The sequence below is a fragment of the Pseudonocardia sp. OZ21 genome (assembly GCF_059359135.1).
The window spans coordinates 646,890-662,828 of the sequence record NZ_JCADBN010000001.1; the positions used below are offsets into that span (position 1 = coordinate 646,890).

Consider the following 15,939-nt stretch of genomic DNA (forward strand, 5'->3'; position numbering starts at 1 on the left):
TCGGATTCGACGTCAGATGAAGTGATCAGATGGCGTCTGTGCCGCGCTCACCGGTACGGACCCGGATCACGCTCTCGACCGGAGTGACCCACACCTTGCCGTCGCCGATCTTGCCGGTGCGGGCCGCCTCGACCACGGCGTCCACCACCTTGTCGGCGAGTGTGTCGTCGGCGACGACCTCCACCCTGACCTTCGGCACGAAGTCCACGGAGTACTCCGCGCCGCGGTAGACCTCGGTGTGGCCCTTCTGGCGCCCGTATCCCTGCACCTCGCTGACCGTCATGCCCAGGACGCCGATCTGCTCCAGCGCCCCCTTGACGTCCTCGAGGACGAACGGCTTGACGATCGCCGTGACCAGCTTCATCGCTCAGCTCTCCTTGCCTGCGTTTGCCGGAACGTGCTCCGCGGCCGCGTTCGTGGCTGCGGACGGCCGAGGCGTCCCGAGACCGCCGATGCCGTGGAGAGTGGAGAAGTCGTAGCCCGTCTCGGCGTGCTCGGTCTCGTCGACGCCGGTGGCCTCTTCCTCCGGAGAGATGCGCAGGCCCATGACCGCCTTGACGATGTAGGCCAGGATCAGGCTGACGACGAACGAGAACGCCAGCACCGCGACCGCACCGACCGCCTGCCGCCAGAGTTGGTCGACACCGCCCCCGTAGAAGAGGCCGTCCACCCCGGCAGGCGCGCTGGAGGTGGCGAAGAAGCCGACCAGCAGGGTGCCGGCCAGACCACCGACGAGGTGGACACCGACCACGTCGAGTGAGTCGTCGTAGCCGAAGCGGAACTTGAGACCGACGGCCAGCGCACACAGGATGCCGGCGATGATCCCGACCGCGATGGCGCCGATCGGCGAGACCGACGAACACGACGGCGTGATGGCGACGAGGCCGGCGACGAGGCCGGACGCCGCGCCGAGGCTGGTGGGCTTGCCGTCGCGGATGCGCTCGACCAGCAGCCAGGCCAGCATCGCGGCCGAGGTGGCCACCAGCGTGTTGACGAACGTGAGGCCCGCGACGCCGTTGGCCGCGACGGCCGAACCGGCATTGAAGCCGAACCAGCCGAACCACAGGAGGCCGGCACCGAGCATGACCAGCGTGAGGTTGTGCGGGCGCATGGGCTCGCGCGGCCAGCCGCGGCGCTTGCCGAGCACCAGTGCGAGCGCGAGCGCGGCCGCACCGGCGTTGATGTGCACCGCGGTGCCACCGGCGAAGTCGATCGCCTTGAGGTCGTTGGCGATCCAGCCACCGGTCTCCGCGGTGACGCCGTTGAACGAGAAGACCCAGTGCGCGACCGGGAAGTAGACGATGGTGGCCCACAGACCGGCGAACAGCAGCCACGGGCCGAACCGCAGGCGGTCGGCGACGGCACCGGAGATCAGGGCGACGGTGATGATCGCGAACATCGCCTGGAAGGCGACGAAGACCGTGGCCGGAATCGTGCCGACCAGCGGGATGTCGACGGGCGGCCCACCCTCGGTTGCGAGATACGTGCCGCCGAACAGGCCCTTGAGCCCGGCGAACTCCGCCGGGTTGCCGAGCAGCCCGCCGCCCACGTCGTTGCCGAACGCGATGGAGTAGCCGTAGAGCACCCACAGCACGCCGACCAGCCCGAGTGACGAGATGCTCATCATCATCATGTTCAGCACGCTCTTCGAGCGGACCATGCCGCCGTAGAACAGTGCCAACCCGGGTGTCATCAGCAGCACCAGCGCTGAGCTTGCCAGCATCCAGGCGGTATCGCCGGTATCGAGCACGTCAACTCCCTCCCGTAGTCGCCGCTTGCCTGGAGATGGCGTGTGGAGCGGCAGATGCGGGAACTATCGGATCGGCATGTTTCGCGCATTGTCCGCAACTGTTTCGCGGCGGTGAACGCGCCGACCCGTGGAGTTACATCCGGATTACACACCCGGATTCTTAGGCCAACAGTGCGTCGACGAATGCCGCGGGCTCGAACGGGGCGAGGTCGTCGGGACCCTCACCTAGCCCGACGAGCTTGACCGGCACGCCCAGCTCGCGCTGCACGCGGAACACGATGCCGCCCTTCGCCGTGCCGTCGAGCTTGGTGAGCACGATGCCGGTGACGTCGACGACCTCGCCGAAGACCCGGGCCTGGATGAGCCCGTTCTGGCCGGTGGTGGCGTCGAGCACGAGCAGCACCTCGTCCACGGCGGCCTGCCGCGAGACGACCCGCTTGACCTTGCCCAGCTCGTCCATCAGTCCGGTCTTGGTGTGCAGCCGGCCCGCGGTGTCGAGCAGCACGGCGTCAGCGCCCTCGTCGGTGCCCTGCTTCACCGCGTCGAACGCGACGCTCGCGGGGTCGGCGCCCTCGGGGCCGCGCACCACGGTGGCTCCCGCCCGTTCGCCCCAGGTGCCCAGCTGCTCGGCTGCGGCGGCGCGGAAGGTGTCGGCCGCACCGAGCACCACGTGCCGCCCACCGGCCACCAGCACCCTGGCCAGCTTGCCGGTGGTGGTGGTCTTCCCCGTGCCGTTGACCCCGACGATCAGCAGGACGGCAGGCCTGCCGTCGTGCGGGAGCGCGCGGAGCGAGCGGTCGAGATCGGTGCGCAGGGCGTCGGTGAGGACCTCGCGCAGCAGCTGCCTCGCCTGCTCCGACGTGCGGACGGCACGGCGGGCCAGCTCCGTGCGGAGGGTCTCCACCAGCTCGGACGTCATCTCGGGGCCGAGGTCGGCCTGCAGCAGCATGGCCTCCACGTCCTCCCACGACTCCTCGTCCAGCTCGCCGGCGCCCAGCAGGCCGAGCAGCCCCTGGCCGAAGCCGGAACGCGACCGGGCCAACCGGCCGCGGAGCCGCTCGAGGCGCCCCTCGGCGGGGGCGATCTCCGGCGGGGCGGTGATCGGGGCGGGCGGAGCGGCGCCGTTGGTGGAGGGCGGAGCGGCCGGAGGCGCCACGGGCCGGGCCGCCTCGGGGGCGGGAGCCTCGGGGGCGGGAGCGGTGTCCGGGACGGGCGTGGTCGGTGGTGCGGTCTCGGGCGGCGCGGGCCGGGTGGGCGGCGCCTCGGCAGGCGGCGCGGTCTCGGCCACCGGGGCGGGGCCCGGGGTCGTCTCCGCCGGCGCCGTGTCCGCGGGCGGGGCGGTCTCGGGTGCCGCCGGGGCGGCGTCGGCCGCGGGGGCCCGTCCGGCGGGCGGGGCGGTCTCGGGCGCAGGCGCGGTGTCGGGCGCCGGGGCGCGTTCGACCGGCGGGGCCGTGTCGGCAGGGGGGGCAGTCTCCGGGGCCGGGGCGCGGTCGGCCGGCGGGGAAGTCACGGGGGCCGGGGGCGCCGTCTCGGCGGGTGGGGCGGGGGGTGCGGTGTCCACCGGCGGCAGCAGGTCCGGCGCAGGCGCGCGGTTCGCCGGCGGTGCGGCGGGTTCGGCCCGCTGCTCGGGGCGCGCGGCCGGGGGCGCAGCGGTGTCGGACGGCGGCCGTTCGACCGCAGGCGGCGCGACGGTGTCGGATCCCGCCGTGAAGGAGAAGCCGCTCTCGGCCCGGTAGGTGCCGCCCCGCGGCGGGGCGGTGCCGGGGCTGGTGCCGCCCTCGACCTCCCCGGGCTCGCGCAGGCTTATCCGCCGTCGCCGCAGCAGCACCAGCCCCAGCGCGACGGCGACGAGCAGGACCACCGCCGCGATCGCGATGATGATCCAGAAGGTCTCCGTGGTCACCGGTCCACCCTGTCATGCGCAGCAGCGGCACGAGCGGCAAGCACCCGACGTTCACCATGATCGTTGTCAGATCGACGAGATCGCCCTGGCCAGGGCGATCTCGAGGAGCTCGGCAAGATCAGCTGGGGCCTCCCGCGCCGGTCACGCGCTCGGCGCCACCGGTTGCGGTGTGTAGCGGCAGACGGTGCCGACGCCGACGGTGGCCCGGAGGTGCTCGGCGAGCTCGGGGTGCACCGCGTCCACCCGGCGGAGCGCGTCCCGGATCCGCGCTCCCACGGTCTTGCGCGCGCGCTCGGTCTCGTCCCCGAGCCGCCGGGCGCGTCCGCCGAGGCCCGTGGCGGCGGCGAGCTCGGCCAGCAGCGCGTCCCGTTCCGCCCGGAGCCGCTCGGCACGGTGCGGATCCTGGAACTCGACCGCCTCGTCGATGTCGCCGTCGAGCTCGCCGAGGCGTCGGCGGTACCGGGCCCTCGCCCGGTCGTCGAGCACGGGATCGGACCCCGTCGCCGGCACGTCCCGGCCCAGCAGCGTGAGCACGTGGACGTCCCGGCCCGGAGCGCCGAGGAGGACGGCGAGATCGCGCAGGCCCTTCGCGTCGGGCAAGTGCTCCACGCGGCCCCGGAACGCCAGCCGCCAGGTGCCGCCGTCGCGCTCCACCACCGGCTCGTCCGGTCCGGCGCCCAGGCGGGCGAGCGCGTCGAGACTGCGCCGCGACCACGCCGCGACCCCCAGCCGGTCGCACTGCCGCGCCGCCGCCGTCAGGTGGGCCACTGCCTCGTCCCGCCGTCCGAGGCCTGCGGCCAGCTCTCCGAGGAGGTGGTCCACCGGCCCGTAGTAGGCCGCGCACCCGCCGACCACGACGTGCAGCCCCGCGACCGGGACCAGCCGCTCGTAGGTCCACGTGCGCTGCGCCTCCGAGCCGACAGCCGCGAAGACGGTGGCGGCCACGGCGACCATCTCGAGGTCGTACTTCTGCAGGACGTCCTGGACCGCGAAGTCCCCGAGCCGCTCGGCGGCCTCCTCGTACCGTCCGCTGACGGCCGGAGCGAGCGCCCGGATCAGCGGGAACACCGGCCACAGCGGGTCGTTCTCGTCCAGGCCGCCCAGGTCGAGCGACAGCGGAGCGCCGCCGATCGCCATGAGCGAGGCACGCAGCGTGGCGAAGCAACCGGGCGCGTCGGGCTCGCCGATCGCGGAGCCCAGCTCCAGCGCCGCGCCCGCGACCTCGGTGGCCTCCTCGACGCGGCCGGCGAGCTCGGCGAGGGTCGCCCGGCGGCTCAGCGCGCCCCAGCGGCCGCGCGCGTGTCCGAGCCCCGCCGCCAGGTGCACGTGCCGTTCGAGCTCGAGCCGGCCTGCCGGGTCGCCCATCTCGACGAGTGCGGTGGCCTTCAGCTGGTGGGCCACCGCGACGAGCTCCCGGTCGTCCGCACGGACGGCGGCCGACAGCATCTCGTCCAGCACCGGGAGCCGCTCGGACGCGCGCCCCGGCACCCACAGCACGTCGTGCAGAGCCAGCAGGGCCTCCGCGCGTGAGCGCGGGTCGCCTGCCGCCAGCGCCACGGCCTGCTCAGCGGCCTCGACCGCCTCCGGGTCGACGCGGCGGGGGTCCGCGTGGCGCCGGGCCCGCGCCAGGGTGGCGAGCAGGCTGCAGCGCAGCGCGACGTCGGCCGTGCCCGACGCGGCCAGCGCCTTGTCCGCCTCCTCCAGGACGGAGATCACCGTGGCGTACTCCACCGGGTCGCGGCTGCCCAGCGCGTAGCGGCCCGTCGCCGCCCGCGCCACCGCCTCCCACTCACCACCGGCCCGCCCCAGCCGGACGGCCTCGTCGTAGGCGCTCCGCGCCGCGTCGGCGCTCCCGGCACGCGCCTGCGCCGCTCCGAGCTCCACGAGCAGGCCGGTGCGCTGCGCGGACGCCCCGGGCGGGCGCACCGCGTCGATCACGTCCAGTGCCAGCTCGTAGTGGCGGCAGGCGTCCTCGTGACCGAGCCGGGAGGTGGCGTCCCGGGCGGCGAGCACGGAGAACCGCACCGCCTCCCCGGCCGCGGACGGTCCGGCTGCGACGAAGTGGGCGGCCAGCCGGGACAGCCGGTCCCCCGTGAGCGCGTCCGGCGCCGTGCCGTCGCGCAGAGCAGCGCCCACGGCCGCGTGGAGCTCGGCGAGCCGGGCCGACGGGCAGTCGGCGAGCAGCGTCTCCCGGTAGAGGTCGTGGACGAAGGAGGGCGTCGCCCCGTCCGGAGCGAGGACCCGCGCGGCGACCGCCTCGTCGATCAGCAGCGCGGTCCCGGCGGCGTCGCCTGCCGGGAGCGCCCGGCGCAGCACCTCGGGCTCGACGACGCGGCCGGCCACCGCCGCGGCGGTGAGCATCGCGGCGCACGGCGCCGAGAGACGCCCGAGGCGCCGCCGCAGGACGCCGAGCACACCGTCGGGGATCCGCCCGGCCGCGGTCGCGTCCCAGCCGTCGGAGACGCTGAGCCGGCACACCTCGCGCACGAAGAACGGGTTGCCGCCGCACCGGCGCCGGATCTCCTCGGCCCGTTCGAGGGGCGGGTGCGGGCCGCCCATGCGGCGCATGAGCATGGCGACGTCGTCGGCCGTCAGCCCGCCGAGCTGGAGCAGCTGTCCCGTCTCGGTGAGCCGGCGCAGCCCAGGGCCCGTCTCGGTGTCGCGGAAGGCACCGAGCAGCAGGACGCGGTCGGCGGCGAGCTGCGTCCGGAGGAACGACAGGAGCCGGACGGACGCCTCGTCGGCCCACTGCAGGTCGTCGAGGACCACGACCAGCGGCGTGTGAGCAGACAGCTCGGCCAGCACCCGGCCGACCGCGTCGAACATCTCGAACGGCAGTGCCGCCGCCGGACCGTCGGGGTCGGACCGCTCGACGAGGCGGGCGGCCTCTCCGAGCTGCGCCGTGGAGCGGTCGACGGAGCGCAGGACCTGCGTCCACGGCCAGTAGGGCGGCGAGACCGCCGCCTCCCAGCAGGTGCCGCGCAGCACCCGCGCGCCGTGCGCCACAGCCGCTCGCGCGACCTCTCCGAGCAGCGCGGACTTCCCGATCCCCGGCTCGCCCGACACCAGCAGCAGCTGCCCGGCGCCCCCGAGTGCCTCGTCGAGTGCCACCTGGGCCGCGGCGAGCGCGGCCTCGCGGCCGACGAGCCCGCGGTCCTGATCCACTCCCCCATTCTCGACCCCCGGCCGGACCGACCGGATCTCGCGGCCCGCGAGCCGGAAACTCGCGCCTCCAGGTGGAGGACGCGCCCGCCGGTGCGTCTCCCGCCGACCCACAGGAGCACCCTCCGTGCCGACGACACCCGCCCTCCAGGAGGGCACCCACACCCTCGAGGTGAACGGCGTCCCCATGCGCTACCACGTCGCCGGACGTGGCCCGGTCTGCGTGCTCCACCCGGGAGGTCCCGGCATCGGGTGGGACTACCTGCGCATGCCGCTGCTCGAGAAGAAGCTGACCTGCGTCTACGTGGAGCCGGTCGGCACCGGCGAGTCGGGACGGCTCCCCGAGCACCCCGGCGGGTACTCGGTCGACCGCTACGTGGAGTTCGTCGAGGCGCTGGTCGACCACCTCGGCGTGCCCGACGTGCACCTGCTCGGCCACTCGCACGGCGGCTTCGTGGCCCAGCGGTACGCCATCCGCCACCCCGATCGGCTCGCCGGGCTGATCCTCTTCGACACGGCCCCGCTCGCCGGCCCGGAGATCATGATCGACGCGGCGCAGAACCTGGAGAGGTTCGTCGAGCGCTACGCCGACCGGCCGGAGGCGCAGGAGGCGATGGCCACCTGGAAGACGCTCGCGACCGGCACGGACGAGGAGTACACGGCGTCGATGCGCGGCCTGCTCCCGGCCTACTTCGCCGACTCCCGCAAGGTCGAGGCGTTCGACGTCATGCGCACGAGCCTGCAGGCGTGGGCCGTCACGTCGGACGAGGGACCGTGGCGCCACCACGACGCACTCGCGGCGCTGCACCTGCCCACCCTCGTGCTGACCGGCCGGTGGGGGTTCATCTGCGGCCCGCGGTGGGCGCAGGAGCTGCACGAGACGATCCCCGGCTCGCAGCTCGTGGTGTTCGAGAACAGCGGGCACATGGGGCACCTGGAGGAACCCGAGACGTTCGCCGCCGCCGTCACCGGCTTCGTCGAGCAGAACCTGGCCTGAGCCCCGGCCCGGTCAGCTCGCCGCGCGCAGCCGCTGACTGATGACCGTGGTGATCCCGTCGCCGCGCATGGAGACGCCGTAGAGCGCGTCGGCCACCTCCATCGTCGGCTTCTGGTGGGTGATGACGATGAGCTGGCTCGTCTCCCGCAGTTCCTCCATGAGGGAGATGAGCCTGCGCAGGTTCACGTCGTCGAGGGCGGCCTCGATCTCGTCGAGCACGTAGAACGGCGAGGGCCGCGCGCGGAAGATCGCCACGAGCAGCGCCATCGCCGTCAGCGACCGCTCGCCACCGGACAGCAGCGACAGCCGCTTGACCTTCTTGCCGGGCGGCCGGGCCTCCACCTCGATGCCGGTGGTGAGCATGTCGTCGGGGTCGGTGAGGACGAGCCTGCCGTCACCACCGGGGAACAGGGTGGCGAACACCGTCTCGAACTCCCGCGCCACGTCGGTGTAGGCGATGGTGAAGACCTCGAGGATCTTGTCGTCCACCTCGCGGACGACGGTGAGCAGGTCGCGGCGGGTGTTCTTGAGGTCTTCCAGCTGGGTGGACAGGAACCGGTAGCGCTCCTCGAGCGCCGCGAACTCCTCCAGCGCCAACGGGTTGACCTTGCCCAGCAGGCCGAGGTCCTTCTCGGCCCGCTGCGCGCGGCGCTGCTGGGTGGCGCGGTCGAAGGGCATCGGCGGCGGTGGCACGACCTCCTCGCCGCGCTCCTTCGCCGCCTCGTACTCCGCCATCTCCGCGGCCGAGGCCGGCACGGGCGTGTCCGGGCCGTACTCCGCGACGAGGTCCTCGATGCCGAGACCGTGGTCGGTGAGGATCTTCTCGGTGAGCTGTTCCAGCCGCAGCCGGGACTGCGCGCGCAGCACCTCGTCGCGGTGCACGGCGTCGGTTAGCTTCTCCATCAGCCCCGTGAGCCGCTGGGTGGTGGCCCTGGCCTCGCCGAGGGCCCGCTCCCGGGAGTCGCGGGCCGCCGCAGCGGCGTCCCGCTCGGTGGCCGCGGCGGCCAGCGAGACGGCGATCTGCTCCGAGGCCGCCGCACCCGCGGCCACCACGAGCTCCGCGATCCGGGCTCCGCGTTCACGCGCTTCCCTGGCCACCGCCGCCCTGGCCCTGGCCTGCCGTTCCGACGACGCCTGCCGGCGCAGCGAGTCGGCGCGGCCCGCGATGGCCCGCGCCCGCTCCTCCACGGTGCGCAGTGTCAACCGCGCCTCCACCTCCTCGGCGCGCGCGGCGGCGAGCGACTCGGCGGCGGCGTCGCGGATCTCGGTGTCGGGCTCGTCGTCGACCGGCTCGTCCTCGGCCACGGCGAGCTGCTGCTCGGCGGCCTCCAGCGCGAGCAACGCGTCGGAACGACGGGCCTCGACCGCGTCACGACGCTCCCGCAGCCGCTGTGCCTCCGCCGTGGCCGACCGGACGGCCTGCTCGTAGCGCCCGAGCTGGGCCGACGCCGCGGCGCGGCGCTGCTCGGCAGCCGTCTGCTGCCGCCGCGCGGCCTCGACGTCGCTCAGCCGGGCGGCTTCCTCGGCCCGGGCCCCGTCGAGCGCGGGACGCAGGCCGGCCAGCTCCTCCTCGACGGCCTCCCGCTGCTCGGCGGCCTCCTGCACGGCGGCCTGGACGTCCAGGGCGCTCGAAGCCGAGCCGGAACCACCGGACGCCCGGGCCGCCCCGAGCACGTCGCCGTCGGTGGTGACGGCGGTGAGCTCCGGGTGCTCGGCAACGACGGCACGGGCGGCATCGAGATCGTCGACGACGACCACACCGTGCAGCAGCCGGGCGACGGCCCCGCGAACCGCGGGTTCAGCCGAGACGAGCCCGGAAGCCCAGCGCCCCGCCGGAGGTTCAGGAAAGCCACTTTCCTGCCCGGAGAGGGCCTGAAAGTGGCTTTCCTGAACCTCGCCGGCCCCGACCACCAGGGACGCGCGGCCCGCGTCGCGGGTGCGGAGGAGGCGGAGCGCGTCCACCGCGGCGTCGGGACTCGCCACCGCCAGCGCATCGGCGAGCTCGCCCAGCGCCGCAGCGACCGCCACGCGCGCCCACGGTTCGACGGTGAGCAGGCCGGACACCGCGCCGAGCACGCCGTCGGTGTCGAGCAACGCGCCCGACCCGTCGCGGCGCGCCAGCCCGACCGAGAGGGCGTCGACGCGGGCCCGCCAGTGCGCGCGCTGCTGTTCCAGCTCGCGCTCGCGGGCCACCAGCTCGGCCACCCGCCTGCGGGCGCCGTCGTGGGCCTCGACTGCTTCGGAGCAGCGCTGCTCGAGCTCCCGCAGCGAGCTCGCGAGCGAGCCGTCGGCGGGGTCGTCGCCGCCGAGGCCGCCGAGCTCGCCGCGGGCGAGCTCCAGCTCGCCCGCCGCGGTCTCGGTGCGCTCCTCGGCCTCGGCCAGCGCCTCGGAGAGCCGGTCGATCTCGTCGGCGGTGGCGGCGGCGCCGCTGCGCAGGGCCTCGGCGCGCCCGGCGAGGGTGGCGAGGCCTGCCCTGCGGTCGGCGAGCGCGCGGACGGCGGCCATGTGGGCGCGTTCGGCGGCGGCGAGGGTCCGCTCGTGGTCGGCGCGTTCCTCCAGCACGTCCGACAGCCGTCTGCGGGCCTCGGCGACCGCCTCGACCAGCTCGTCCTCCTGCTCGGAGACGGCGTCGGCCTCGGCGTCCAGCTCGTCGGGGTCGCGTCCCGGGGTGCGTTCCTGGGGGTCGGCGAGGTGGCGGGTGCGTTCCTGGGCGAGCCGGACGGTGCCGGACAGGCGCTCCGCCAGCGCGGAGAGCCGGTACCAGGTGTCCTGAGCCGCGGCGAGCCGCGGGGCGTCCTCGGCGAGTGCGAGCTCCAGCCGCTCCTGCTCGACGCGGGCGACCGACAGCTGCTCCTCGACCTCGGCGCGGCGGGCGCGGGCCGTCGACTCGTCGGCCTCCTCGCGCGCAAGAGCGTCGCGCAGGGTGACGAGGTCGTCGGCGGCGAGCCGTAACCGCGCGTCACGCAGCTCCGACTGGACGGACTGCGCCCGGCGCGCGATCTCGGCCTGCCTGCCCAGCGGTTTGAGCTGGCGGCGCAGCTCCGCGGTGAGGTCGGTGAGCCGGGTGAGGTTGGCCTGCATCGCGTCGAGCTTGCGGAGCGCCTTCTCCTTGCGCTTGCGGTGCTTGAGGACGCCTGCGGCCTCCTCGATGTAGGCCCGGCGGTCCTCGGGCTTGGACTGCAGCACCGAGTCGAGCTGGCCCTGGCCGACGATCACGTGCATCTCGCGGCCGATGCCGGAGTCCGACAGCAGCTCCTGGATGTCCAGGAGGCGGCAATGCGATCCGTTGATCTCGTACTCGCCCGCACCGTCCCGGAACATCCGGCGGGTGATCGACACCTCGGAGTAGTCGATGGGCAGGGCGCCGTCGGAGTTGTCGATGGTCAGCGTCACCTCTGCACGGCCGAGCGCCGCTCGTCCCGAGGTACCGGCGAAGATGACGTCCTCCATCTTCCCGCCGCGCAGTGCCTTCGCCCCCTGCTCGCCGAGCACCCAGCTGATCGCGTCGACCACGTTGGACTTGCCCGAGCCGTTGGGGCCGACCACGCAGGTGATGCCGGGTTCCAGGCGCAGCGTCGTGGCCGAGGCGAAGGACTTGAAGCCCTTCAGCGTCAGGCTCTTGAGGTGCACGGCTGCGTTCTCCAGGGGACGGCGTTCTCCGGGGGGCGGTCGACGAACATTACCGTCAGGCTTCGACGAATCCCCGCAGGCCACCGCGGGCGTGGCTCCACTGCTCCACGACGCCGTCGACGCGCCCCGGCGTGCCGCCGCCCCGGACGGCGGCGCGCAGCCCCTCGCACGACTGCCGGTCGCCTTCCGCGACCACGGCGACGCGACCGTCCGGCAGGTTGCGGGCCGAACCGACCAGCCCGAGCTCCAGCGCGCGGCACCTGGTCCACCACCGGAAGCCCACTGACTGAACGTGACCGGAGACCCACATGTTGAGCCGAACAGCCGAATCGTTGCTTGTGATCACAATCCTGCTACTTTACGCGCCGTGTTCAGCTTCGGGCATCGCGCGGGAACCCTGCTCCTCGGCCTGACGATCGGAGTAGTACTGGCTGGAAGTCTCGCTCTGGCTGTTCCTGAAACCGTTCCCACAGCCGCCCGGGTCGACGACGACGCCGCGCTCGCCGCACTCCCGGCGCCCCGCACGGACGTCGCACCCGTGGCCGCCCCCACGGCCCCCGTCGCCGCACCGGCACCGGCACCGACCACCACCGCTCCCCTCCCGACCACGACCGTCGCGCCCGCCCCGCCGAAGCCCCGGCCCTCGGCCACCGTCGCGGCACCGTCCACCCGGCGTGAGGTCCTGCGGGCACCCGGCCCCGCCGAGGCCGTGATCGCGGCCACCAACGCGGAGCGGAAGTCGGCGGGCTGCGGCCCGCTGGCCCGCGACGCGCGGCTCACCACCGCCGCCCAGGAGCACGCCTCCGACATGGCGTCGCGCCGCTACCTGTCCCACACCGACAAGGACGGCGACACGTTCGACGAGCGGATCCGCGACGCGGGCTACAGCTCCCCCGGTGGCGAGAACATCGCGCGGGGCCAGCGGACGGCGGCCGAGGTCGTGCAGGACTGGATGGAGTCCGCCGGGCACCGGCGCAACATCGAGGACTGCTCGTTCCGGACGATCGGCGTGGGCTACGCCGGTGACTACTGGGTGCAGGACTTCGGTCGCTGACCTCACGTCAGACCTCGAACCGGTAGCCCATCCCGGGCTCCGTGATCAGGTGCCGGGGCCGGGACGGCTCGGGTTCGAGCTTGCGGCGCAGCTGCGCCAGGTAGACGCGCAGGTAGTTGGTCTCGGTGCCGTAGTTGGGCCCCCACACCGCCCGGAGCAGCTCGCGCTGCCCGACGAGCTTGCCGCGGTGGCGTACGAGAAGTTCCAGCACGCCCCACTCCGTGGGGGTGAGGTGGAGCTCGGTGCCGTCGGCGCGCACCACCTTCTTCGCGGCGAGATCGACGCGGAAGTCCCTCGCGTCGACGATGGGCTCGCCGTCCACGGTCGAGACCGCGGCCCGGCGGACCGCCGCGCGCAACCGCGCCAGTAGCTCGGCCATGCCGAAGGGTTTGGTGACGTAGTCGTCGGCGCCGGCGTCGAGGGCGCGGACCGTCTCCGGGGCGCCGGTCCGGGCCGACAGCACGATGATCGGCACGGTGCTCCAGCCACGCAGCCCCTCGATGACCTCGACACCGTCGATGTCGGGCAGTCCCAGGTCGAGGACGACGACGTCGGGATGCCCGTCCGCGGCGGCGCGCAGCGCGGCGCCACCGTCGGGGGCGAGCAGAACGTGGTAGCCGTGCGCGGTGAGGTTGATCCGCAGGGCCCGCAGGATCTGCGGGTCGTCGTCGACCACGAGCACGCGGTGCTCGCTCATCGGGCGCCACCACTCGTCGGCACTGCGGGCTTCGGCACTGCGGGCTTCGGCACTGCGGGCTTCGGCGGTTCGGCCTCCGCCGGGCCGGGGCCGGGGACAGCGGGACCGGGCGCCGCGGGCAGGGAGACCACCACGGTCAGGCCGCCACCGGGAGTGTCCTCCGCGGAGAGGGTGCCGTTCATGGTCTCGGTGAGCCCGCGGGCGACCGACAACCCCAGCCCCACGCCCGCCGCGCCGTCCCGGTCGCTGGGCAGCGCGGAGCCGAGACGCCGGAACGGGGCGAACAGGGCGTCCCGCTGGTGGCGCGGCACCCCCGGCCCGGAGTCGACGATCCGCAGCTCGACGCGGTTGGCGTGCGCGCTCGCGCGCAGGACGATCGGCGAACCCGCCGCATAGCGCAGTGCGTTGTCGACAGCGTTCGCGACGACGCGCTCCAGCAGCCCCACATCGGCGAGGACGTCGGGAAGGGCCTCGTCGATGTCGACGGTGACCCGGTCGGCGCCGGGCAGGCCCACCAGCGCCCGGCCGGCGACCTCGTCGTATCCGATCGGCGCGAGGAGCGGGGTGACCGTGCCGGAGGCGAGGCGGGCGGAGTCGAGCAGGTTGTCCACGAGCCCGGTGAGCCGGTCGGCCGACTCCTCGATGGTGGCCATCAGCTCGAGGCGGTCCTCCGGCGGCAGCTGGAGGTGGGTGTCCCGCAGGCTTCCGGCGGCGGCCTTGATCGAGGTCAGCGGGCTGCGCAGGTCGTGGCTGACGGTGGACAGCAGCGCGCTGCGGGTCTCGGTGGCGTGGGCGCGGCGCCGCGAGTCGTCCGCCTCGGCCGCCGCCCGCTGGCTGCGCAGCGCGAGCAGCGCCTGCCCGCCCACCACCTCGAGCAGCCTGCGGTCCGCCGCAGGCAGCGACCGCCCGCTGCCGATGAGGTGCAGGTCGTCCTCGATCTCGACGTCGACGTCCGCCTCCTCGGGCGCCATGCACCCCACGGGCCCGGACGAGGTGACGCATGTCCACTCGTCCGACGCCGACCCGCCGGTGCGCTCCAGCAGCGCCACCGAGTGCAGCCCGAACGCCTCGCGCACCTTCTCGAGCAGCCGCGGGAGCGGATCGCTCCGGGTGAGCACCGTGCGGGCGAACGACGCCAGCAGGGCAGCCTCGGCCCGAGCCCGCGCGGCCTGCTGGGCCCGCCGTGCGGCGCGGTCCACGACGAGGGCGACGAGCACGGCGACCACCACCATCGCCGCGATCGCCATGAGGTTCTCCACGGTGGCGATGGTGAAGGAGTAGAGCGGTGGCGTCAGGAAGAAGTTCAGCAGCAACCCGCAGAGCACCGCGGCCAGCACCGCGGGCCCGAGACCGCCCACCATCGCGACGACGACCGTGGCGAGGAAGTACAGCACCACGTCGGTGGACATCCCGATGACACCGCGCAGTGCGACGCCCAGCCCGGTGGCCACCAGCGGCATCAGGGCCGCGAGCACCCAGCCCAGCACCTTGCGCGACGCCGGCAGCCCGCTGTGGAACGCCGGGAGCCGCAGGCCACGGCCCGCCCCGTCGTGGGTGACCATGTGCACGTCGATCGACCCGGAGTCCTGCACCACCTGGGCTCCGATGCCCTCCACGAACACGCGAGCCAACCGGGACCGGCGGGAGGTGCCGAGCACGAGCTGGGTGGCGTTGGCCCCGCGCGCGAAGTCGAGGAGGGCGGCGGGCACGTCCTCGCCGCCGACCACCGTGTGGAAGCTCGCGCCGACGTCCTCGGCCAGCGTCCGCAGCCGGGCCACCGCCCCGACCGGCGGCCCGGCGAGCCCGTCGCCGCGCAGCACGTGCACGGCGAGCAGGTCGGCGGCACCGGCGTGCTTGGCGATCCGGGCGGCGCGCCGCAATACCGTCTCGCTCTCCTTGTCCCCGGTCAGCGCGACGACCACGCGCTCGCGGGTCTCCCAGGTCTCGCTGATCTCCTTCTCGCTGCGGTACCGCTGCAGCGCCACGTCCACCTCGTCGGCCACCCAGAGCAGGGCGAGCTCGCGCAACGCGATGAGGTTGCCCGGCCGGAAGTAGTTGGCCAGCGCAGCGTCGACCTTCTCCGCGCCGTAGATGTTCCCGTGCGCCATGCGCCTGCGCAGGGCCTCCGGCGTGATGTCGATCAGCTCGATCTGCTCGGCCCTGCGCACCACCTCGTCCGGCACCGTCTCCTGCTGGTGGACGCCGGTGATGCGCTCGACCACGTCGTTGAGCGACTCGAGGTGCTGGACGTTGACGGTGGTCAGGACGTCGATGCCGACCTCGAGCAGCTCGTCGACGTCCTGCCAGCGTTTGCGGTTGCGCGAGCCGGGAGCGTTGGTGTGGGCCAGCTCGTCGATCAGCACGACCTCGGGGCGGCGCGCGAGCACGGCGTCGAGGTCGAGCTCGTCGAGGCCGGGATGACCGCCGACGCAGCGCCGGGGAACCATCTCGAGGCCGTCCAGCAGTTCGGCCGTCTTCGACCGGCCGTGGGTCTCGACGATGCCGACGACCACGTCGGTGCCCCGCTCCACGCGGCGGCGGGCCTCCCCGAGCATGGCGTACGTCTTGCCCACCCCGGGCGCCGCCCCGAGGTGGATCCGCAGTTCTCCACGCCTGCTCACGTCACCGATTCTGCTCTCCTGCGCCGGCCCGTGGCCGTCCTCGCCCGCTGTGAACAGCTGGGACGGCGGGCGGGGGCTGGGACACTGTGCCGACGAGACCGCGTCGGACATCGGGACCGAGATCG

10 protein-coding genes are annotated in these 15,939 nt (G+C 74.1%); 2 read left to right on the plus strand and 8 right to left on the minus strand.

From position 1 onward, the window contains the following. Nucleotides 1–25 precede the first annotated feature (25 nt). From AC5L35_RS03190 to AC5L35_RS03205, 4 genes are all read right to left on the minus strand, one after another. A complete protein-coding gene (locus AC5L35_RS03190; protein WP_169399558.1) occupies nucleotides 26–364 on the minus strand; it encodes a P-II family nitrogen regulator in 339 nt (112 codons plus the stop codon). A 3-nt stretch (nucleotides 365–367) separates the two neighbouring features. Further along, nucleotides 368–1,750 (minus strand): ammonium transporter, encoded by a 1,383-nt coding sequence (locus AC5L35_RS03195; RefSeq protein ID WP_495057971.1) that lies wholly within the window; start codon nucleotides 1,748–1,750, stop codon nucleotides 368–370. 160 nt (nucleotides 1,751–1,910) lie between these two features. Beyond that, nucleotides 1,911–3,653: a signal recognition particle-docking protein FtsY gene (gene ftsY / locus AC5L35_RS03200; protein WP_495057972.1), complete on the minus strand. Its 1,743-nt coding sequence runs from the start codon at nucleotides 3,651–3,653 to the stop codon at nucleotides 1,911–1,913. A gap of 141 nt (nucleotides 3,654–3,794) precedes the next feature. Beyond that, entirely contained in the window at nucleotides 3,795–6,818 is a 3,024-nt protein-coding gene (locus tag AC5L35_RS03205; RefSeq protein ID WP_495057973.1) for an ATP-binding protein, read from the minus strand. Between the two features lie 124 nt (nucleotides 6,819–6,942). Between AC5L35_RS03205 and AC5L35_RS03210 the strand changes: the two genes are divergently transcribed. Continuing rightward, the gene (locus tag AC5L35_RS03210; RefSeq protein WP_495057974.1) at nucleotides 6,943–7,812 is read left to right on the plus strand and encodes an alpha/beta fold hydrolase; all 870 of its coding nucleotides are present in this window, start codon (nucleotides 6,943–6,945) and stop codon (nucleotides 7,810–7,812) included. Between the two features lie 12 nt (nucleotides 7,813–7,824). On the opposite strand, the gene smc is transcribed toward AC5L35_RS03210, so the two are convergent. Continuing rightward, nucleotides 7,825–11,442 carry a chromosome segregation protein SMC gene (gene smc / locus AC5L35_RS03215; protein WP_495057975.1) on the minus strand — a complete coding sequence of 1,206 codons (3,618 nt, stop codon included), beginning with the start codon at nucleotides 11,440–11,442 and terminating at the stop codon, nucleotides 7,825–7,827. 55 nt (nucleotides 11,443–11,497) lie between these two features. Next, nucleotides 11,498–11,785 (minus strand): acylphosphatase, encoded by a 288-nt coding sequence (locus tag AC5L35_RS03220; RefSeq protein ID WP_495058084.1) that lies wholly within the window; start codon nucleotides 11,783–11,785, stop codon nucleotides 11,498–11,500. Between the two features lie 24 nt (nucleotides 11,786–11,809). On the opposite strand from AC5L35_RS03220, the gene AC5L35_RS03225 reads away from it, so the two are divergent. Further along, on the plus strand, nucleotides 11,810–12,496 hold the full coding sequence (locus AC5L35_RS03225; RefSeq protein WP_495057976.1) for a CAP domain-containing protein: 687 nt from the start codon (nucleotides 11,810–11,812) through the stop codon (nucleotides 12,494–12,496). A gap of 7 nt (nucleotides 12,497–12,503) precedes the next feature. Here AC5L35_RS03225 and AC5L35_RS03230 read toward each other — a convergent pair whose 3' ends face one another. Further along, a complete protein-coding gene (locus AC5L35_RS03230) occupies nucleotides 12,504–13,193 on the minus strand; it encodes a response regulator (protein ID WP_495057977.1) in 690 nt (229 codons plus the stop codon). Continuing rightward, nucleotides 13,190–15,925, minus strand: coding sequence for a sensor histidine kinase (locus tag AC5L35_RS03235; protein ID WP_495057978.1), 2,736 nt, complete (start codon nucleotides 15,923–15,925; stop codon nucleotides 13,190–13,192). Before AC5L35_RS03235 ends, AC5L35_RS03230 begins: the two co-directional genes overlap by 4 nt. Nucleotides 15,926–15,939 lie beyond the last annotated feature (14 nt).

Coding starts and splice junctions, on each gene's coding strand:
- AC5L35_RS03235 (WP_495057978.1), bottom strand. CDS start 15,925: ATGTCCGACGCGGTCTCGTCGGCACAGTGTCCCAGCCCCCGCCCGCCG.
- AC5L35_RS03190 (WP_169399558.1), bottom strand. CDS start 364: ATGAAGCTGGTCACGGCGATCGTCAAGCCGTTCGTCCTCGAGGACGTC.
- AC5L35_RS03230 (WP_495057977.1), bottom strand. CDS start 13,193: ATGAGCGAGCACCGCGTGCTCGTGGTCGACGACGACCCGCAGATCCTG.